This is a genomic window from Mesorhizobium sp. M0496 (assembly GCF_040321205.1).
Lineage (GTDB): Bacteria > Pseudomonadota > Alphaproteobacteria > Rhizobiales > Rhizobiaceae > Mesorhizobium.
In genome coordinates, this window is record NZ_JAMYRC010000021.1 from 1 (window position 1) to 20,623 (window position 20,623).

Annotated in this window: 17 protein-coding genes and 1 pseudogene; 9 read left to right on the plus strand and 9 right to left on the minus strand. The window is 64.1% G+C overall.

Features of this window, described 5'->3' with window-relative positions:
* The first annotated feature begins 243 nt into the window (after positions 1-243).
* Complete coding sequence (locus NKI73_RS18345) at positions 244-1,116, plus strand: glycosyltransferase (protein ID WP_352632074.1); 873 nt, start codon at positions 244-246, stop codon at positions 1,114-1,116.
* A 168-nt stretch (positions 1,117-1,284) separates the two neighbouring features.
* Here the strand turns inward: NKI73_RS18345 and NKI73_RS18350 are convergent, their stop codons facing one another.
* A complete protein-coding gene (locus NKI73_RS18350) occupies positions 1,285-2,388 on the minus strand; it encodes a saccharopine dehydrogenase family protein (protein WP_352632077.1) in 1,104 nt (367 codons plus the stop codon).
* Positions 2,389-2,566: 178 nt separating this feature from the next.
* On the opposite strand from NKI73_RS18350, the gene NKI73_RS18355 reads away from it, so the two are divergent.
* On the plus strand, positions 2,567-2,995 hold the full coding sequence (locus NKI73_RS18355) for an Lrp/AsnC family transcriptional regulator (RefSeq protein WP_352632079.1): 429 nt from the start codon (positions 2,567-2,569) through the stop codon (positions 2,993-2,995).
* A 164-nt stretch (positions 2,996-3,159) separates the two neighbouring features.
* Here NKI73_RS18355 and NKI73_RS18360 read toward each other — a convergent pair whose 3' ends face one another.
* The 4 genes from NKI73_RS18360 to NKI73_RS18375 form a co-directional block, all read right to left on the minus strand.
* Complete coding sequence (locus NKI73_RS18360; RefSeq protein WP_352632081.1) at positions 3,160-4,530, minus strand: HAMP domain-containing sensor histidine kinase; 1,371 nt, start codon at positions 4,528-4,530, stop codon at positions 3,160-3,162.
* Entirely contained in the window at positions 4,527-5,204 is a 678-nt protein-coding gene (locus NKI73_RS18365; RefSeq protein ID WP_352632084.1) for a winged helix-turn-helix domain-containing protein, read from the minus strand. Before NKI73_RS18365 ends, NKI73_RS18360 begins: the two co-directional genes overlap by 4 nt.
* Positions 5,205-5,568: 364 nt before the next feature.
* Positions 5,569-6,366 (minus strand): COG4705 family protein, encoded by a 798-nt coding sequence (locus tag NKI73_RS18370; protein WP_352632087.1) that lies wholly within the window; start codon positions 6,364-6,366, stop codon positions 5,569-5,571.
* Positions 6,367-6,653: 287 nt separating this feature from the next.
* The gene (locus NKI73_RS18375; RefSeq protein WP_352632089.1) at positions 6,654-7,139 is read right to left on the minus strand and encodes a hypothetical protein; all 486 of its coding nucleotides are present in this window, start codon (positions 7,137-7,139) and stop codon (positions 6,654-6,656) included.
* A gap of 180 nt (positions 7,140-7,319) precedes the next feature.
* Between NKI73_RS18375 and NKI73_RS18380 the strand changes: the two genes are divergently transcribed.
* Positions 7,320-7,724, plus strand: coding sequence for a RidA family protein (locus NKI73_RS18380; RefSeq protein ID WP_352632241.1), 405 nt, complete (start codon positions 7,320-7,322; stop codon positions 7,722-7,724).
* Positions 7,725-7,750: 26 nt separating this feature from the next.
* Positions 7,751-8,986, plus strand: a complete 1,236-nt coding sequence (locus NKI73_RS18385; protein WP_352632090.1) for an amidohydrolase/deacetylase family metallohydrolase — start codon at positions 7,751-7,753, stop codon at positions 8,984-8,986.
* A gap of 209 nt (positions 8,987-9,195) precedes the next feature.
* Here NKI73_RS18385 and NKI73_RS18390 read toward each other — a convergent pair whose 3' ends face one another.
* Positions 9,196-10,983, minus strand: a complete 1,788-nt coding sequence (locus NKI73_RS18390; RefSeq protein WP_352632092.1) for an NAD(P)-binding domain-containing protein — start codon at positions 10,981-10,983, stop codon at positions 9,196-9,198.
* A gap of 112 nt (positions 10,984-11,095) precedes the next feature.
* Positions 11,096-12,040 carry a MurR/RpiR family transcriptional regulator gene (locus tag NKI73_RS18395; RefSeq protein WP_352632094.1) on the minus strand — a complete coding sequence of 315 codons (945 nt, stop codon included), beginning with the start codon at positions 12,038-12,040 and terminating at the stop codon, positions 11,096-11,098.
* 334 nt (positions 12,041-12,374) lie between these two features.
* Between NKI73_RS18395 and NKI73_RS18400 the strand changes: the two genes are divergently transcribed.
* The 5 genes and pseudogenes from NKI73_RS18400 to NKI73_RS18420 all read left to right on the plus strand — a co-directional run bounded on the left by NKI73_RS18400 (position 12,375) and on the right by NKI73_RS18420 (position 18,322).
* A complete protein-coding gene (locus NKI73_RS18400) occupies positions 12,375-13,202 on the plus strand; it encodes an ABC transporter ATP-binding protein (protein ID WP_352632096.1) in 828 nt (275 codons plus the stop codon).
* The gene (locus tag NKI73_RS18405) at positions 13,199-14,059 is read left to right on the plus strand and encodes an ABC transporter permease (protein ID WP_352632098.1); all 861 of its coding nucleotides are present in this window, start codon (positions 13,199-13,201) and stop codon (positions 14,057-14,059) included. Before NKI73_RS18400 ends, NKI73_RS18405 begins: the two co-directional genes overlap by 4 nt.
* Before the next feature lie 73 nt (positions 14,060-14,132).
* Complete coding sequence (locus NKI73_RS18410; protein WP_352632099.1) at positions 14,133-15,296, plus strand: ABC transporter substrate-binding protein; 1,164 nt, start codon at positions 14,133-14,135, stop codon at positions 15,294-15,296.
* 341 nt (positions 15,297-15,637) lie between these two features.
* The gene (locus NKI73_RS18415; RefSeq protein WP_352632100.1) at positions 15,638-16,729 is read left to right on the plus strand and encodes a Gfo/Idh/MocA family protein; all 1,092 of its coding nucleotides are present in this window, start codon (positions 15,638-15,640) and stop codon (positions 16,727-16,729) included.
* Positions 16,730-16,886: 157 nt separating this feature from the next.
* Positions 16,887-18,322: pseudogene (locus NKI73_RS18420) on the plus strand (amidase).
* Between the two features lie 231 nt (positions 18,323-18,553).
* On the opposite strand, the gene NKI73_RS18430 reads toward NKI73_RS18420, so the two are convergent.
* Together NKI73_RS18430 and NKI73_RS18435 are read right to left on the minus strand one after the other, a co-directional pair.
* Entirely contained in the window at positions 18,554-19,798 is a 1,245-nt protein-coding gene (locus NKI73_RS18430) for a M24 family metallopeptidase (protein WP_352632102.1), read from the minus strand.
* A gap of 128 nt (positions 19,799-19,926) precedes the next feature.
* Entirely contained in the window at positions 19,927-20,475 is a 549-nt protein-coding gene (locus NKI73_RS18435) for an invasion associated locus B family protein (RefSeq protein ID WP_352632104.1), read from the minus strand.
* Positions 20,476-20,623 lie beyond the last annotated feature (148 nt).

Genomic DNA, 20,623 nt, shown 5'->3' on the forward strand with positions numbered 1-20,623 from the left:
GGTCATTCAAACCTCCTTCAGCGTCCCGGCCCAAATAGAATCGAGCTTCGCCCCAAAACGCAACCGAGATGTGTGAATGCAATAGCGATCGACGGGGGAGAGGAAGGGCGCGAGCCTATTCGAGTCAGCACTCTTCCTTCCTCGTGCTGTGCATAGGTGTGACGCAAGCGATTGGTGAGAAAGGTGCCGCGCACCATGTTTTCCGAGATTCCACCTTTCGGGCCCATGCTCTAATGTCGCCCCATGAGCACCGACCTGAAGAAATACGTGGCGATTCGCTACAACACCGCCACTGGCTTCATGCCGAGCCAATGGACTGGAGAAGGGCGAGCCAATCTCGACCCTGTGTGGCTGGTCGAGCGATTGGCGTTATTCGATACCTATTGCGCGCCTTCCCTTGAAGGCCAATCGCTGAAGGACTTTACAGTTCTGGTCGGGTTCGATTCCGAGACACACGAGAACTACATCCGGATCGTTTGCGATTGCGCGATCGGGATCGACGTCAGGCCGGTCCTCGTCGAGGCCGGCCAGAACCACAATGTTGCCTTCAATGCGTTTGTCCAAGGCGACACGGATGCCGAATTTGTTTCGCTGACGCGGCTCGACAGCGATGACGCGCTGGCGCCGACCTTCATGGAGCGTGTCGACTTTTACGCGCGCCGGGAAATCGCCAAGGGTGAGGTGAACCAGCAACCGCTCTATATCGCCTTTCCCCACGGCCAGAATTTCGATGCGGCAACCAACCGCTACACGCACCACGAATATCCGACCTCGGCCTTCGGCACGCTGGTCGAGAAGCGATCGCCGGTCATGAACGGGGTCTATTGCGACGAGCACACAAAGATGGCGAAGCGTTTGAACACCGTCGGAGCGGCCGTGAAGGAAGCTCAATGGTGCATCGTCGTCCATGACAACAATGCCGCCAATGTCTTGCGCGGCAAGCCGGTCGCGGAACCGGCTTTCACGGTGGGCCGGCTAGGCGCCGAGACAGCGCGCGCCCCGCTTCGAAAAGAGCCCGCGCAAAAGCAGATGCCGCAGACCTCGGCCAAGGCCTCGCGCAACGCCGGCAATTTGGTCCGATTTCTGCTCGGGCGACCGATGGTCTTGCGGAAGTAGGACGACGGCTAATCTCCCCCCTTGAGGGGGAGATGTCGCCGAAGGCGACAGAGGGGGTCGCCTCGCGTGAAGCGCTAACCTCCATCTGTCGCAAAGGGGCCGCGTCCGGTCGAACCGACCCCCTCTGGCCTGCCGGCCATCTCCCCCTCGAGGGGGGAGATTATGCGCTCAGCTTGCCAGCCGGCTCACCATCTCGTGCTGGGCATAGGCACGGCCGAAGCGGTTGGCGAGGAAGGTGTCGAGCGCGATTTCTTCCTGCTTGATGAAACCGGTCGCCGGCAGGCTGCCGTCGGCCAGCATGTCGAGCACGGCGCAGATGCCGGAGGCGGTGGTGATCTGGATGGCGCTGCGCACCTGATCGCCGACGCGTTTCGAGTAGATCTTGTTGGCGTAGGTCTCCTGCAGCAGGCGGCCGTTCTTGCGGCCCGAGACGGTGACGAAGACGATGACGACGTCCTGCAGCGTCGCCGGCAGGGCGCTTTCGAAAATGTCCTTCAGCACGTCGCGGCGGTGGCGCAGGCCAAGGTCGTTGAGCAGCGCCTTCATGATCGCGGCGTGGCCGGGGTAGCGGATGGTGCGGTAGTTCAGCGTGCGCACCTTGCCCTTCAGCGTCTCGGCCAGCGTGCCGAGGCCGCCGGAGGTGTTGAAGGCCTCGTAGGTGACGCCGTCGAGCGAGAATTCCTCGCGCTCCTCCAGCGGTGGCACTTCGACCAGCTCGCCCTCGACGATCGCTTCGCAGGGCTCGCAATATTCGTTGATGACGCCGTCGGTGCTCCAGGTCAGATTGTAGTTCAGCGCGTTGGACGGGTATTGCGGCAGGGCGCCGACGCGCATGCGCACGCTTTCCAGCGTGTCGAAGCGGCTGGCGAGGTCATTGGCGACGATCGAGATGAAGCCCGGCGCCAGGCCGCATTGCGGGATGAAGGCGCTCTTGCCCGAGCGAGCCAATTCCTTGACCCGGCGGGTCGAGACGACATCCTCGGTGAGGTCGAGATAGTGCACGCCGGCACTTGCCGCCGCCTCGGCGATGCGCGTGGTCAAATGGAAAGGGGCAGCGCTGAGCGCCGCGAACTTGCCAGCGAGCGCCGCTTCAAGCGTGCCGGAGGCCTCGATATCGAGCTCCAGCGTCGCAACCGTGGCCGGCACTTCGGCAGCAGTGAGCTGCGCCGCCGAGCGGTCGACGAGCGTGACCTGATAGTCACCCGTGGCGGCGAGCATCTCGGCAATGGTCGAGCCGATCTTGCCGGCGCCGACAACAACAATTTTCTTCATGACCGATCCCTCGCGCAAAAGCTGATTTATGTCTTTTTGTCTTATGCATGTCGTTGCCCCAAACCGCTGAAAACTTTGGGCGACATGCATGAGTTTTGCAGCTTGCCCGTCGAAAGGAAGCGTGGAATTGTTCGAAACGAAACTCTAATTGCGCAATCTGCCGACGGGAATCGTTGAAATGCTCAGTGACGCCGAACAGGCCCTGCTTTCCCTGCTGCGCGAGAACGCGCGCGCCTCGACCGCCGAGCTCGCGCGGAAGCTTGGTGTGTCACGCACGACCGTGCAGAGCCGGCTCGAACGGCTGGAGCAGCGCGGCATCATCATAGGCTATGGCGTCCGGCTGGCGCCGGACTATGAGCAGGGGCTGGTGCGGGCGCATGTGCTGCTCACCGTGACACCCAAACTCGCCGACAAGGTGGTGCGCGGCCTGCGCGACCTGGCGCCGGTCAGGACGCTGCATTCGGTCAGCGGCAATTTCGACATGATCGTCATCGTCGACGCGCCGTCGATCCGCGACCTCGATCTGCTGCTCGACCAGATCGGCGCCATGGACGGGGTCGAGCGGACCTCGTCATCGATCATCCTGTCGACGCGGATTGACCGGTGAAGCTGCTGATCTGCCCCCTTGCGGGGGAGATGGCCGGCAGGCCAGAGGGGGTCGGTTCGACCGGATGCGACCTCCTCACGACAGATGGGGGTTAGCGCTTCACGTGAGGCGACCCCCTCTGTCGCCTACGGCGACATCTCCCCCTCAAGGGGGGAGATCGACCTCTAATCCACCGCCAAGGGAAAACTCACCACCACCTCAAGCCCGGGCCGGCAATCCTCGAGCGTAATCGATGCGCCATGCAGATCGGCGATGGCCCTGACAAGGCTGAGGCCCAGCCCGCTGCCGGGCGTCGAGCGGCTGTGGTCCAGCCGGTAAAGCCGCTGGAAGACCTTCTCACGCTCGTCGGCGGGAATGCCGGGTCCGTTGTCGGCAACGCTGGCGACAACGTGGTCGCCCTGGCGCGTCACCGACAGTTTGATGGATGTGCCTGATGGACAATGGCGCAGCGCGTTCTCGACTAGATTGGCGAACATCTGCGTCAGCAGTTCGCGATCGCCGTGGATACGGTCCATCGTTTCCTGCCGTTGCGCCAACGACAGCGATTTTCCGTCGTCCTCGGCCACGTCGGCGTAGATCTCGGCGATGGTTTGCAGCACCTCGCCCAGATCGATATCGGTAAACCGCGCCCTGCGGGCGCCGGCCTCGATCTGCGCGATGCGCAGCAGCGCGTCGAAGGTCTCGTTGATCTGCAGGCTCTCGGCATATGCCTCGGCGAGTTCACTGGTGATTTTCTGACCCGACAGGTTCTTTTCGGTCGCGGTGTCGAGGATCATCTGCAGTCGGTTGAGCGGCGTCTTCAGATCGTGTGCGATGTTGGCGCTGACCTGTTTCATGCCTTCGACCAGCGCCGACAGGCGGTCGAGCGCGGCGTTGACCTGGTTGGAGACGATGTCGATATCGTCGCCCTTGCCGGTCAGCGGAATGCGGGTGTCCAGCCGTCCATGCGAGACGTCCACCATGGTGGCGGCGATGCCGTCGAGACGGCGCTGGACGCGCGAGGCAAGCAGCGCGCCGCCGGCGACCGCCAGCCCGGTGATGATCAGCGTCCCCCAGCCGAAGCTCATCAGCACCACCTCTTCCAGCTCCTCCGTTTCGGAAAGGCTGAAGGCGACGGTCAAAGTGTTGCCGCCGATCGAGCCGGAATAGGCGCGGTACTCGGCGCCGGGCGGCACGCCAGGCATCTCGGCATTGAACATCGAGAAGCCGTCGGGAAGCCCCGCCGCGGTGAAATTGCCGGCCAGGCGATTGCCGGCCGCGTCGGTCAGCGAAAACAGCTGTTGCTTCCTAGGGCTGCGCATGGAGTGGCTGCCGACGGTCTCCACCAGCTCCTTGAGATCATTGTCGGCATAGGTCGCGGCGACGACGGCGTAGGTTTCCTTGATGGTGTCGTCGAGCCGCTCGGCAAGATCGGCGCTCATCATCTGGTAGACGATGGCGCCCGACAAGATGAAGGCCAGCACGAACAGAAAGGCGAAGGTCAAGGCAAGCCGGAACGGCGTGCTGCGCAGCAGGCGGGACCAGGTCTCGGTCATGGCGGCGCGTGCAGGCTGTAGCCGGTGTTGCGGACCGTGTGGATGAGCTGGGTTTCGAACGGCTTGTCGATCTTGGCCCGCAGCCGGCTGATATGGGTCTCGACGACGCTGGTCCTGGGATCGAAATGAAAATCCCAGACGCGCTCCAGAAGCATGGTGCGGGTGATGACGCGGCCCTCGCCGCGCATCAGCACTTCCAGCAGGCTGAACTCCCTCGGCTGCAGGTCAATCGGCTGACCCCGCCTGACAACGCGCCGCATGATCAGGTCCATCTCGAGGTCGGCAACCCGCAGAACGGTTTTCTGCTCCTGCGCGGCCGGCCGGCGGCCAAGCGCGTTGATGCGGGCGAGCAGCTCGGAAAAGGCGAAGGGCTTGACCAGATAATCGTCGCCGCCGGCCTCGAGGCCTTCGACGCGGTCGTCGACGCCGCCGACGGAGGTGAGAAAGATCGCCGGGGTCCGTACGCCCGCGGCGCGGATCGCCTTGATCATCGACAGGCCGTCGAGGCCCGGGATCATGCGGTCGGCGACGATCACGTCATAGCTGCCGCTGGTCGCAGCGAAAAGCCCGTCATGCCCGTTGCGCAAGAGGTCGCAGACATGGCCGGCCTCGGTCAGTCCCCTGACGATGTAGTCGGCCGTCCTGAGGTCGTCCTCGACGAGAAGCAGTCGCATGAAAGGTCCGGTCCGTTGCCGAGATCGGCAAGCTAACACCGGCACGGGCTTGTTCCTAGGATGTCGCGAGGCCGCATGTCCGGTGGCGCTTCGCTCTAAACATTCGAGATTGGCCGAGGCCTTCACAACTTCGTCATCCCAGGGCGGAGCAGGAGCGGAGCTCCGTCGCGGAGACCCTGGGATCCATGCCGCGACCCCAACGTGTCGCCACGGTTCAGAATTCTGCTCCGCTGCATCCTTCGGCCGAGGTCGCGGCATGGATCCTCGGGTCTGCGCCGCGTCGCTACGCTCCTTGCTCCGCCCGTGGATGACGAAGCGGGGGGGTTTTCGGTAATTGTCAACGCTAGCGCAACCGCCCTGTACCCTATTCCGATTCCAGCAGGATTTCGTCGGCGTCGTCGGTTGCGCTCTTCAAGGTCATGTGAACGACGAGGGCAATGATGCAGCCGAGGAAGAGCAGGCTGGTGAAAATGGTGCCGAAGCCCAGGCCGCCATGCCTGACCGACCGTGACAGCAGGTCGCCGAAGGAAGCGCCGAGCGGCCGCGTCAGGATGTAGGCGAGCCAGAAGGCCAGGATGCCGTCGAGATCGAGCAGCCAGTAGGCGAGCGCGATGAGCGCGATCGCGCCGCCGAACAGCAGACCGGTGCCGAGGTAGCCCATGCCGAAGCTTTCGGCGACGAGGTCGCCGGCGGCGGTGCCGAGCGAGAACGTCAGGAGGATCGCCAGCCAGTAGAAGATCTCGCGCCTGGTGGTGAAGATGGTATGGATCGACAGCGTCCTTTCGCTGGCGTACCAGACCGCGAATGTCGCGGCGAGTGCCACCGAGAAGGCGATGGTCGTCGTCTGCAGGCGCACGCCGAAATCGTCGACCAGATTGTCGGTGACCAGCGTGCCGACGATGCTGATCAGCACCACCGCCAGCCAGTAGGCCCAGGGCACATAGCGTTTCTGCGCGAATTGGACGACAAGCGCGGCAATCAGGACACCGGTCATGATCAGCGAGGTGACGGGCAACCCAAGTCCGATCGTGTCAGAGAGATAGTCGGCCGCCGTCTCGCCCATGGTGACCGCCATCAGCTTGATCAGCCAGAAATCGAGGGTGACCTCCGGAACCCTGTTGTGGCTCGGTGCGGCGGGTTGCTGCATGTTGGGCGCGAGCATGGCTGATGTCCCGAGATCCTTGATTGCGGCGGCGCAGAATTGAGCCGGCATGGCGCACAGTACGCAGCAGAGTTCGCATCAGCCTGTCCGGCGGCATACAAATTCGTAAGAATGGGTCTCGTAAAAGGCCGCTACGCCCGACGGCGCGCCGATGGTGCCGGCCTGCTGTTCCCGGCCTTCGTCGCGCTCTCCTGAGCGGCTGCTTGTCGTTGTTTTGGCGCAATTCCCAAGGGAAAGCGCTATGCGCTTTTCCCGGGAAAAGCGCTTCACACTTTTCCTGGAATTGCTTAGCCGCCAAGCGGATGCGGCATGTAGCCGACAAAGCCCGCGATCTTCCAGCTGCCGCCGACCTTGGTGCAGAAATACAGCGTCTGCCATTTCAGCCTGTCCACGCTGCCGTCGGCCTTGGCGACCGAGCCGTCGAATTTCTTGTGCAGCACGGCGCGGTCGCCGTCGACATCGATGTCGCGCATGTTGGTGACGCGGAACAGCGCCTCGCGCAGAGGCTCGGCGAATTTGGTCGCCGCGGTCTCCTTGGCTTGGCGCAGCCACTCGTCGCGATAGATTTCCAGCCGCGGAAACTGCAGTCGCCAGGCATCGGCATTGCTCAGGAAACGCGCGTGCATGCCGAAGAAGCTTTCGGCGACGAAATCATCCTCGACCATCGGCCAGTCCTGGCCGATGAAAGCGTCGATGTCGCGCCGCACCAGCATTTCCCAGAGCGCGTGACGATCGGCGTCGCCTGCCGGAAACGGGTTCTTGTCGTAGGTCATTGCTGCTGTCTCCGGTCTGGCAAATGCTGTGCGTTGCGACCGCAAGGCGGGCCGCCAGTGCGCACGATGCAAGCGCTTCTGTAATAAAGCAACATGAATTCCTGGGAATGTTGCTTTCCAACAAGGCCTCTATGAGGATCGCCCCGATCGGGGTAAATGTCGATCGAAGCGGGCGCTGTCATGGCGCCCCGCCCTGTCATCAGAGGAGGCCTTCCCTTGCCCAAGCAATGTTTTGGAACGTCGCATGTGCCGCTGTCGCCCGCCGTGCGCGCCGGCGATCTCGTCTATGTCTCCGGCCAGGTTCCCGTCGGCAGCGACGGCATCGTGGTCAAGGGCGGCATAACGGAACAGACCGAGCAGGTGCTCGCCAATATCAAGGCCGCACTGGCGCTCGCCGGCTGCACCCTTGACGATGTCGTCAAGACGACGATCTGGTTGGAAGATGCGCGCGATTTCGGCGCCTTCAACGCGGTCTATGCCAGGCACTTCCCGAAGAACCCGCCGGCCCGCACCACGGTCGAATCGCGGCTGATGATCGACATCAAGATCGAAGTCGAGGCGGTCGCGTACAGACCGGTCGGATAGGCGACAACGAAGCGGAGGTTCCCCCCATGCAATTCGACCTCCTGCTGAAGGGTGGACGGCTGATCGATCCGGCGGCCGGCATCGATGCGCTGCGCGATGTCGCCATTGCCAATGGCCGAGTCGCTGCGATCGATGCCGATATCCCGGTGACCAGCGCCGCGCAGGTCGTCGATGCCGCCGGCTGCATCGTCACATCAGGCCTCGTCGACCTGCACAGCCATGTCTATTGGGGCGGCACCTCGCTCGGCGTCGATGCCGACCGGTTGGCCGCAAAGAGCGGCACCACCACCTTCATCGATGCGGGCAGTGCGGGTGCAGGCAACTTCCTCGGCTTCCGCCGCCACGTCATGGAGCGCTCGAAGGTCCGCATCCTGGCCTATGTCAACATTTCCTTTGCCGGCATTTTCGGCTTCTCGCAGACGGTGTCGGTCGGCGAGTGCAGCGATCTCCGGCTCTGCGAGCCGCGCGAGGTCGTGGCGGCGGTGCGCGAACACCGCGATGTCGTGGTCGGCGTAAAAGTCCGCTCCGGCAAGCACGCCGGCGGCACCAGCGGCATCGCACCCGTCGATCTGGCGCTGGAAGCCGCCGATCAGGCCGGGCTGCCGCTGATGGCGCATATCGACGAGCCGCCGCCCGGCCGCTCGGAAGTGCTGCCGCGCCTGCGCAAGGGCGATATCCTCACCCACTGCTTCCGGCCGTTCCCGAATGCGCCGGTCTTCGCCTCCGGCGCGGTGCGGCCGGACATGCGGCTGGCGCGCGAGCGCGGCGTCATTTTCGACATCGGCCACGGCATGGGCTCGTTCGATTTCGCGGTCGCCCGGGCCATGCTCGAGGAGGGGCTGGCGCCCGACGTGATCTCGAGCGACGTGCATCTCTACTGCGTCGACGGGCCGGCTTTCGACATCCTGGTCTGCATGTCGAAGCTGCTGGCGCTCGGCATGCCGCTGGTCGAGGTCTTGCGCGCCGCGACGCAGGCGCCGGCACAGGCGATCGCGCGGCCTGATCTGGGCACGCTGGCGGTCGGCACGGTTGGCGATGTCGCCGTGCTCCGGCAGCACCCAGGCCGCTTCACCTTCGTCGACGCGGTCGGCGCATCGCTGGTCGCCGACCAGCGGCTGGTCTGCGAAGGCATCGCCATCGGCGGCACCTGGTGGCCAAACGAGACGGTGAACGACGTCAGCGAGACGGAACGTTTCGGGGCGCATGAACGGCATACGCATGTCGAGGTTGCGGCGAGGCATTTTGGGCATCGGCATGAGTAGCTGATCTCGGCCGTCGGGGTTGTGCCTGCCTAACGGCGGCTGCGCGTTTGGCGAATGGCTTCCCCCACTCCGTCACCGCTTCGCGGCGCCACCTCTCCCCCCTCCGGAGGGAGAGGAAAAGCGCCAAGGCTGGCAAACTCGTGCCCTTCCTCTACCCCGTCGATCGGGGGAGAGGTGGCGAGCGAAGCTCGACGGAGTGGGGGTCGATCTTACCTGGCGTTGCTCACCGCCCCATAGACCGGCGTCTCTATCCCCTCCATCCGTGCCTTGATCTGCAGCGCCACATATTTCGAGTAGAAGCGCGACAGTGCGAGGTTGCCGCCGTGGAACCATAGCGCTTCCTGCGCGGTTGGTTTCCACATGTTGCGCAGCTCGCCTTGCCATGGGCCGGGGTCGCCCTTCACGCCGGAGCCGAGGCCCCAGCAGGGGCCGACCTTGTCGGCGACCTCGCGCGAGACGATTCCCGCCACCGTCTCGTTCATCGACTGATAGCCGGTGCAGGCGATGATGGCGTCGGCGGCGAGTTCGGTGCCGTCCTCGAACAGGATGCCGCTCGGCGTTAGTGACTTGATGGCGACGCCGCTGCGGACGCCGATCTTGCCGTCGATGATCAGGTCGGACGCGCCGACATCGATGTAGTAGCCGGAGCCGGTGCGGTAGGCCTTCATCAAAAGGCCGGTCTCGTCGTCGCCGAAATCGATGGCGAAGCCGGCGGCGCGCAGGCGGTCGTAGAAGGCCGCGTCGCGCGCCTTGACCACCTCGTAGAGGGCGCGCTGGCCCTTGGGCACCAGCGCGAACGGCGTCGAGGCGACGATCATGTCGGCCTTCGCGGTGGTGATGCCGCGCGCCAGGGCGGTCTCCGAGAATATCTCGAAGCCGACTTCCATCAGCGTGTCCGACTTGACCACGGTGGTCGGCGAGCGCTGGATCATGGTGACGTCGGCGCCGCTTTCCCAGAGATCGACGCAGACATCGTGCCCGGAGCTTGCCGCGCCGATGACGGCGACCTTTTTGCCGCGAAATTTCTCGCCGCTGGCATACTGGCTGGAATGCAGCAACTCGCCCTTGAATTGATCGGCGCCCGGCAGATCGATCCGCCGTGGCGGGCCATAGGCGCCGGTGGCGAAGACGATGTGCCTCGGCTTCAGCGTGATCTGCCGGCCGACGCGGTCGACCACCACGGTCCAGACCTTTTCGGTTTCGTCATACGAGGCGCTGAGGCACTTGGTGGCGACCCAATAGTTGAGTTCCATGACGCGCGTGTACATTTCCAGCCAGTCGCCCATCTTGTCCTTGGGCGTGAACACCGGCCAGTTTTCCGGGAAGGGAATGTAGGGCAGATGGTCGTACCAGACCGGGTCGTGCAGCACGAGCGTGCGGTAGCGGTTGCGCCAGGAATCGCCCGGCCGCGCATTCTTCTCGATGACGATGGTGGGCACGCCGAGCTGGCGCAGCCGCGCGCCGAGCATGATGCCGCCCTGGCCGCCGCCGATGACCAGGCAATAGGGCTGTTCATCAGTGCCAAGCTCGCGCGTTTCGCGCGCCCGCGCCTCCGACCAGGTCTCGCGCTTGGGATCGGCCTTGTGGCGCACGCCCAGCGGCCGCGCCGCCCCCTTGCGCTCCTCGAACCCTTTCAGGTCGGTCATCGCCGTGAACAGCGTCCGGCAGCGGCCATCGCGCAGCCGCATGATGCCTTCCCCTGACGCCACTGCGGTTTCGAAGCTGAACCAGGCTTCGATGATGCCCTCGTCCGAAGTTGCCTCGCCGGTCAGGCGCCATGCCGTCGGCTTCGCCGTCGCCAGCGTTGCCGCCAGCATACCGGCGATCGCCTCGCGACCTTCCATGGTCGTGATGTTCCAGGTGAAGGTCAGGAGATCGCGCCAGTAGCAATCATCGACGAACAGGTTGCTCGCTGCCGCCGCGTCGCCCGTTTCGAGCGCCTGCGCCAGGGATTCGAGCCATGCGGCGGCCTGTTTCGATGGGGCTATCTCGAGCATTTTTTCCTCTTCCTGCATGCGTCTAATCTGTGTTGGAACGGTAACTTGTCGGACTCGGCGCTGCCCCTCATCCGCCTGCCGGCACCTTCTCCCCGTGAACGGGGGGAAGAAACTAATCCCCGAGCGGCTCCATCTCCTTGCCGGTGCGGTGGATCTGGGCGTTGTATTTGATGCGGCGGACGGTCTCGCGGGCCGAGCCGTCGAGCTTGTAGGCGGAGGCCACCGCCAAAAGGTCGATCGCGGCCAGGAAGGCGAAGCGCGAGGCCGTCGGCTTCAGCGTGTCGGGATATTCCGGCACCGCCACCGTCAGCCTGACGTCGCAGGCGCGCGCGAGTTCGGTGTCGGGCGCGGTCACGGCGATGGCATTGGCGCGGTAGTGCTTGGCAAGTTCGACGGCCTCGATCACCTCGCGCGTGCGTCCCGTCGCCGAAATGGCGATCACCAGATCGCCGGGCTTCAAGGTCGAGGCGGTCATGCGCATCAGGTAGGGATCGCACTGGGCGCTGATCGATATGCCGTAGCGAAACAGCCGGTACTGGGTTTCCTGCGCCAGTGCCGAGGAGCTGCCGCCGAGGCCGAAGACCGTGACCTGGCGCGCCTTGGCGATCAGCTCGGCCGCCTTCTGCAGCTGCGCGGGGTCGAGCTGCCGCTCGGCCTCCTGCAGCGCCCGGCGCGCCTCGCCGAACACGGCATTCCAGAACGGCATGCCATTGTCGTTGCTGACGGAAGGTGACTTGGCCAGATAGAGCGCACCGACGACGAGGCTCTGCGCCAGCTTCAGCTTGAAGTCGCGCACGCCCTCGCAGCCGATGGCGCGGCAGAACCGGGTCACCGTCGGTTCGCTGACCCCGGCGCGTTGCGCAAGGGCGGCATTGGAGGCATCGACGGCGTATTTGACATCGTCGAGCACGACGTCGGCGACACGCCGTTCGGCCGGACGCAATTCCCCGTAGGAATCCTTGACCAGCGAGATGATGTCGGGGATGCGCCGGACAGGATCGCGCCCCTCCGCATCGTCGCTTGGAACAGGCTCTTCCTGGCTGCCAGCTTCGGTCATGAGATCCCGGTCTTTCCCTGGTTGCGAGGCTGACGTCTTAGCATGTTTGCACGCCATGGCTCCACGTGCCCGGCCGCATCGCAACCGCAGCGTGTCGTTGGGGAAGCTTCACGTCGCCGCTTTCTTTCCAGTCCACGCGAATTCAGAAGTATGTAGGAAAGCAACATAGATTTCAAGACGTAGAAAATTGTTCAAAAACAGCAAATTAGCTATTGGACCAGACTTTTGTGATACAGGTACCAGCGCTCGTGCTTGACAGGAAAGTAGGATAGTTACAGACTGATTTTCGCAGGGATGAGCCAATGGATCATCGCGCAATCTTCCCGGGGGGCAGATGAATACGGGCGATGCGAAAAACCCGAAGCTTGGCGTGCAGGCAGCGACCAAGATCTATCACACGGCCTCCGGCGACCTGCTGGCGCTGGACCGTTGCAGCCTCGATATCAGTGCCAATGAAATCGTCTCGATCGTCGGTCCTTCCGGTTGCGGCAAGACGACCCTTTTGTGGTCGATGTCGGGCCTGCATGGCCTGACCAGCGGCGAGATCCGGCTCGACGGTATCAAGATCACCGGCCCACATCCCGATATCGGCATCGTCTTCCAGGAAGCGAACCTTCTGCCGTGGCGCAATCTCGACGCCAACATCCGCTTCCCCTTCGAGATCAAGGGCGAAAAGCCGGACCGGGCGTGGATCGCGCATCTGCTGAACCGCGTCGGGCTCGATGGCTTCGGCGGCAAGTTTCCGCGCGAACTGTCGGGCGGCATGCAGCAGCGCGCGGCGATCGTGCGGGCGCTGGCGCTGAAACCCTCGGTGCTGCTGATGGACGAGCCGTTCGGCGCGCTCGACAGTTTCACCCGCGAGGAGATGAACCGCCTGGTCGAAGAGATCTGGCTCGACACCAAGACCACCATCGTCTTCATCACCCACAGCATCGAGGAGGCGATCTTCCTCTCCGACCGGGTGGTGGTGCTGAGCGCCCGGCCGGGCCGCGTCGCCAAGGAATATCGTGTGCCGTTCGCGCGGCCACGCTCGCTGGAGATCATGGCGACGAAAGAGGTCTTCGACCTCACCAACCGGATCAAGATGGACATAGTCGGCGAGCGCACGCGGCCAAAAGCGCCGGAGCGCCCGAGCGCCGAGATCGTGAGGATCAGACCGTGAGCGGAGGTGACGCCATCCCGGAATTCTCGAAAGCCAAGTCGGGGGCCAAATCCGGCGACGGCCACGAGGTCAGCCTGACCAATCTGTCGGCCTTCGCCAGTGGGCCCGGCATCAAGTCGGGCAAGGAAGTGACCGCCATTCTTGCCGTGGCGGTGATCATCATCGGCGGCATCGAGCTGGCGTTGCGGCTGTTCCACGTGCCGCTCTACATCATGCCGCCGCCGAGCTCGATTGCCTATGCGCTGTTCGACGAGTTTCCGCTGATCGCGCCGCATCTCGGCTACACGCTGGTCGAGCTGGTGTCCGGCTTCGCCATCGGCGCCGTTATCGGCCTCATCCTGGCTGCGGTCATCACCCAGTTCCCGTTCGCCGAGAAGATCGTCGCGCCCTACATTTTGCTGCTGGTCACCACGCCGATGCTGGCGCTGGTGCCGCTGCTGATCCTGCGCTTCGGCTTCGGCTACACGCCGCGCATCATCGCGGTGGCGCTGGCCGCCGGGCCGATGGTGATGATCAACGCCGCCACCGGCTTTCGCCGCGTCGACAGCGCCAAGATCGTGCTGGCGCGCTCCTATGGCGCCAGCACCTTGCAGATCTTCTGGAAGATCCGCGCGCCGATGGCGCTGCCGATGATCCTGGTCGGACTGATGATTGGCGCCATCTTCGGCCTGCTGACTGCTGTCGGCGCCGAGATGGTCGGCGGCGGCTTCGGCCTTGGCAACCGGCTGACCACCTATTCGTCGATGATCCAGATGCCGCAGTTCTTCGCGGTCGTGCTGATCCTGTCGACGCTCGGCATCCTGATCTACGTGCTGTTCTTCCTGATCGGCAAGAAATGGGCGAGCTGGGAGGCATGAACGCGGGAAACTAGTGGCGCCCGGGAGGCGGGCGACAGGGCAAGACTGACAATCAACAAAAAGGGGAAATGCCATGACCAAAAAAATCTCGATCAACCCGGTGGGGATAAGCCGCCGCTATTTCCTGCAGGTGACCGGCGCCGGGCTGGTGACCGCGACGACACTTGGCGCCACGGGCCGCAAGGCCAGGGCCGAGCCTTATGGAAAATTCACCTGGATCTCGCCGCGCGGCACGCTCGAAGTGCTCGACGACTATCCCTACTGGGCAGCCAAGAAGGCCGGCTATTTCGACGGGCTGGACACCGACATGCAGCCGGGGCCGTCGGATGGAACCGCGACGGTCAAGTTCGTCGATGTCGGCCAGGCCGATATGGGCTTCCCGTCGCCTGGTGTGTTTTCCTTCGCCATCCAGAACGGCATGAAGCTGAAGTCGGTGTTCCACATGGGCGCTCGCGACACGTTCAGCATCGCCTTCCGCAAGGGTGAGGGGTCGAACGACCTGAAGAAGCTGGAAGGCAAGACCATCCTGCTCGGCTCCGCCGCATGGCAGTCGATCACCGACCCGCTGCTGGCCGCTCAAGGCGTCGACATCAAGAAGGTCAAGTATGTCGAGGCCGGCTGGCCGACCTGGGGCACCGCCCTTGCCGGCGGCCAGGGCGATGCCGCTTTGGCATGGGAAGGCCTGCGCGCCGAATGGATCGCCAAGGGGCTCGACTTCGAATACTGGCTCGGCGTGCAGAACTCGAAGCTGCCGGCCAACACCTTCGTCGTGCGTGCCGCCGATCTCGAGGATCCCGACCGCAAGGCGTTCCTGGAAAAGTATCTGCGCGGCTGGGCGATGGGCCTGGAGTTTGGGTATCAAAACCCTCGCGCGGCCGTCGAAGCGGTGTTCGAGCAGTTCCCGACGCTGGCCAAGAATCTCGGGCCCGAACTTGGAACGACGTCGATCCTGCAGCAGATCAACGTCTTCCGCGGCGACATGGACAAGCGCGGCGGCTGGGGCTCGCACGATATGGCGAGCTGGCAGGGCTTCTTCGACGAAATCCACAAGATCGGCCAGATCACCGCGCCGGTGAAGGCCGAGGATGTCTGCACCAATGAGCTGATCGGCCCGGCCAACGATTTCGACAAGGCTAAGGTCAAGGCCGACGCCGACGGATACAAGCTGTCGGAAGGCTTTGCCGCTCTCGATGTCGAGAAGATCAAGGCGCATCTGTTCGATTCGGCGGTGAAATAGGGCTGCGCAAACGAGCAATGTCGGCGCTGCCCCTCGTTGTCCTGCCTTGGCTCCTTTCCTCTCCCTCCGGAGGGGGGAGAGGTGGCGCCGCGAAGCGGCGACGGAGTGGTGGAATGCGTTCGCCAAACGGGCAGTCGCCGCAGGCACAATCTCTGGCGAGCAAGAAACCTCAGCGCGCGGCGAAGGTCGACCCCCACTCCGTCGAGCTTCGCTCGACACCTCTCCCCCGATCGACGGGGGAGAGGAAGGGGCAGCGCCAAGCTGAGGTGATTGTCCTGGATTAACATACGGGCGACGACGAGGTCGCCGCCCAAGATTCAATCAAGAATTGGGAGGCGGAATTGTCCGACAAGGTAAAAGTTCTGGTGGTTGGTCTCGGCAATATGGGTGCGTCGCATGCGAGCGCCTATCACCGGCTCGACGGTTTCGAGATCGTCGGCATCATGAGCCGCTCGATCAAGAGCAACACGAAGATCCCGGCGGAGCTCTCCAGCTATCCGCTTTATGAGGACTTCGATCAGGCGCTGAAGGAGACCAGGCCGGACGCCGTGTCGATCAACAGCTGGCCGAACACCCATGCCGAATATGCGCTGAAGGCGATCGCAGCCAATTGCCATGTGTTCATGGAAAAGCCGCTCGCCACCAACAATGAGGATGCCGAAAAGGTTGTTGCCGCGGCGCGGGCCAAGAACCGCAAGCTGGTGCTCGGCTACATCCTGCGCGTCCACCCCTCCTGGATCAAGTTCATCGAAGTCGGCAAGACGCTCGGCAAGCCGCTGGTGATGCGGCTCAACCTCAACCAGCAGAGCAGCGGCAGTGCCTGGCACTGGCACAAGAACCTCATCGATTCGCTGATTCCGATCGTCGATTGCGGGGTCCACTATGTCGACGTCATGTGCCAGCTGACCGGCGCCAAGCCGGTGCGTGTGCACGGCATCGGCGCCAAATTGTGGGCGGAAGCCGACAAGCAGAATTACGGCCATCTGCACGTCACCTTCGATGACGGCTCGGTCGGCTGGTACGAGGCCGGCTGGGGCCCGATGATGAGCGAGACGGCCTATTTCGTGAAGGACGTGGTCGGCCCCAAGGGCGCTGTCTCGATCGTCGCCGGACAGCAGGCGAGCAGCGCGGCCGAACTGGCCGAAGTGTCGAACTCCGCCGACATCGACCGCCACACCAAGACTGACGCGCTCAAGATCCACTATGCCGCGGTCGACGGCGACAAGAATTTCTCGAAGCCCGACGAGATCGTCAGCATGGAGGACGAGCCCGGCCACCAGGAACTCTGCGACCGCGAGCAGGCCTTCTTCCTGCGCGCCATCCGCGAAGATCTCGACCTCAGCGAGCAGATGGATGCGGCGGTCAACAGCCTGCGCATCGTGCTGGCCGCCGAACAGAGCATCGCGCTGGGGCGGACCGTCGACCTGGCCTGAATCCGGCTGCTGGCGCTGGAGGCGGCGCCGGAGGAACGAGAGCATCGACAAGATTGGTGTGTCCAAAGGGCGATCGCTTTAGGTTCGCGAATGTTGGCCCGGAAGCGACAGCTCGGGCACCTCAACGGGTGGCATTGAGAAACTGGGAGAGCGAGACATGGCTACCGACAGTCTGCTGAAAACCTGTGCGGAGTCCGACGCACTGGACCTGGCCGGATTGGTGAAGCGGGGCGACGTTACGCCGGCTGAACTGGTAGACGCAGCAATCACCCTGGTCGAGCGGCTCAACCCCCCGCTCAACGCGGTGGTCCATCGCCTCTACGACATGGCGCGCGCCCAGGCGCAGACGGTCGACAAATCAACACCCTTCGCCGGCGTGCCGTTCCTGCTCAAGGAGCTGGCCTCGTCCTGGACCGGGGCGCCGAACACCAATTCGTGCTTCTACCTGAAAGACGTCGTCGCCGACTTCGATACCGAAGTCGTTCGCCGCATGAAGGCGGCAGGGCTGGTGCTGGTCGGCAAGTCGAACGCGCCGGAGAACGGTTGGTCGATCACAACCGAGCCGAACTCTACGGCGCGACGAAGAACCCGTGGAAGGAAGGCATCACGCCCGGCGGCTCAAGCGGCGGTGCTGCCGCGGCCATCGCAGCGCGCATGGTGCCGATCGCCGAGGCCAGCGATGGCGCCGGCTCGATCCGCATTCCGGCCTCCTGCTGCGGCATCGTCGGGCTAAAGCCGTCGCGCGGCCGCGTCAGCCTCGCGCCGTTCGGCGACTATTGGTATGGCGGCGCCTATTTCCTGTGCTGCTCGCGCACCGTGCGCGACACCGCGGCCTATCTCGACGCGGTGGCCGGCGCGCTGCCGGGCGACCCCTACACGCCGCCGATTCCCAATGGTTCTTGGCTCAGCCTCTCGGCGCGGGCACCAAAGAAGCTGCGCATCGGCTTTTCCGTCACGCCACCCAACGGCACGGCGATCGACCCGGAGGTGAGGGCTGCGGTGCTGGCGACCGTGGCGGCGCTCGAGCGTCTCGGGTACGACGTCGAGGAGCACGACATGCCGCTCGACGCCAACGCGGTCTGGAAAACCTACACCAACATGACCTGCGTGCAGACGGCGGCGACCTTCGACTACCTTGAAACGGTGATCGGCCGGCCGGTGACGCCAAATGACGTCGAGGCGGTGACCTGGGCGATCATCGAGCGCGGCCGCGCGACCAGCGGTATCAGGCACATCTCCGATGTCGAGCAGCTCAGGCAGGTCGGCCGCGACATCGTCGGCGACCTCGGCGCCTACGATCTCTTCATCACCCCGACACTGACTCAGCTGCCGCGCCCGCTCGGCTACTACGACATGTCGGAGACGGACATCGACCGCTACAACGCCAAATGGGCGGATTCGGTGTTTGCCTTCCCCTTCAACATCTCCGGCCAGCCGGCGATCTCGCTGCCGCTCGGCTGGTCGAAAGGCGGCGTCCCGATTGGCGTGCAACTGGTCGGCTGCTACGGCGACGAGGCCACCGTGCTGGCCACCTCAGTGCAGCTCGAACAGGAGATGCCGTGGAAGGGGCGGCGGCCAGCGGTGAGCGCTTAGTTGTACAAGGCAGACACGCGCCGCCGAGTTCCGTGGCGCCCCCCTCTGTCCTGCCGGACATCTCCCCCACAAGGAGGGAGATTGGCAGCTTCGGCGCCGGCCTCTTTTCTTGCAATGTTGAAAATAGGCGAAGGCGGTCGCGACAGCCCTTCTCCCCACTCGTGGGGGAGATGTCCGGCAGGACAGAGGGAGGCGCCGTAGAACGCTACCCTGCAGCAGCGACCACCATTGCTACCCAATCCTCTCCAACCGCCTCGGGAGACGGTTCATGGCAACAGGCCCGTCCGGCGTGATCAGGAACTGGTCTTCGAGATTGAAGCTGGCGAGGCCGTCGATGTAGAGCGGGATCTCGAAGGCCAGCACCATGCTGGCTTCGATCACGACATCGCTGTCGGCCGCAATGAACGGCCATTGTTCGGAAAAGACCGACTGGCCGACGCCATGGCCGAAATGACCGCGGCGGTAGGAGCGCAGGCCTTGCCGCGCGAGGCTTTCGGTCGCGACGCGATGCACGTGGGCGAGCGCGGTTCCCGGAACAAGTACGGCCAGTCCGTCCTCGAAGGCCCGCTCGGCGATCGCGTGCAGCTCGGCCTGCTCAGCGGATGGCGGCCCGAAAATGAAGTTGCGCGACATATCGGAGGCGTAGCCGCCCACGGTGCAGACCATGTCGCATTTAAGCGGATCGCCAGGCGTGGCCTTCGCATCGGCACCCTTGGCCTTCGCGCCCAGCGTCACATATTCGGCAGTTGCCACCGGATGGGCCAGTCCGGACGCCGCGGTGGCGACGCCTGCCCGGTAGAGCGCAATAAGATCGGCCTGGCGTATGCCGGCCATGGCATCCACCTGCAGCCGGTCCAGCCCGGCTTCCGACAGGATGATGCCTTGCTGCAGCAGGTCGATCTCACGTTGCGACTTGATGGCCCGCAGCCTGTCGAGCACCGCTGAGCCGTCGACCATCGTGCAGGCCGGCAGCAACTCCTTCATGGCTGAGAAATCGGCGGCGGCGATGAAATCGAGATCGATGCCGATCGTCGCGCGATCGAGCCCGAACCCGCTCAGGATGTGCTTCAGCTCGCGGACGGAATGGGCAAGTTCGAATGTCGCCGGCCGCGAAAAACCGAGCGCCCGGCCGGACGCGGCAATGCCCGCCTCGATGCGTTGCGCCAGCCCCTGCCCGGATGTCGAGGCGTCAAGCGTGGCCGACTCGATCCAGATCGGGTGGCTGCGGATGACAGCGTCCGGCATGACCCGCTGCAGCTGTGCCGAATTGAAATCCGCCGCCACCACGCCGATCGGCAGGTCCTGGGCCGCGGGAATGACGACGAAGCCGGCGCCGGCGCGCCGGAATAGTCCCGCCGGGCCGATCGAGGTTCCGGTGGCATAGTGGAAGGCCTCGGGCGCACACAGCACCAGCGCCTCGATGCCGGCGTGCTCCATCAGTTGCGCCGCGCGCTCGCGGTCGACAAAGCCTGTCATGAGTTTCTCCGAATGTCCGAAGCGGCAACGGAGCATTCCATGTGGAGACAATCAAGCCGGTTTATGGGCCGCCGGTGCTGTCCTGCTGTCAGCAAAGGCTATGCACCGCAGCGGTCAAGCCGAATCCGCTACTTGATCGATTCCAGCTTGGCGATGGCGGTCGTGAAGCCGGCCAGCGACACCGGGATGGTGACCGGCTTGCGGGTGACCGATTCCATGCCGATGTTCAGATTGGTGCCGGACTTCATGGCCTTGATGAGATCGGCCGACAGCGGCGTGGCGGCATAGGCGCCGTTCTGGTCGCTGGTCTGGATGGCGAGGGTCGTCTTCTGGCCCTGGTCGATCTGATAGCTGGCGCCGGACGGCAGGAACAGCCCGTGCGGCAGAGCAAGCAGCATGGCCAAGCCGCCATTGCCGCTGTCGCGGCGCATGGTCACGGTCAGCACGCGCTGTCCGGTCTTGGCCTCGGTCAAGTTCTGCGACACCTGGCACTGAAGTTCGACGCTTGCCGTGCCGCTGGAGCAGTTCACCGCCCACGGATTGGCATCGGAGGGCTTTGGCTGGGCCGGCTTGGCGTCTTCGGCAAGGGCTGGTCCAGCGGCGGCCAGGATCAGCCACAGGGCGCCACAACCCGCCGCCATGCCAAGTAGATTAGCTTGTGCTAAAGTAAATGTCATGATCTTTTGTCGGATGCCTTGCATGTTTCCTCGCCCCACCAGGTATTCTCCTCGGTAGAGCTTGATACAACAGTCGGGACTGTTCCGAAAGCTGGGCCGGAGACAAGAAAGCCGACGAAATACTGTGACCTTTCGGACACACCACGCG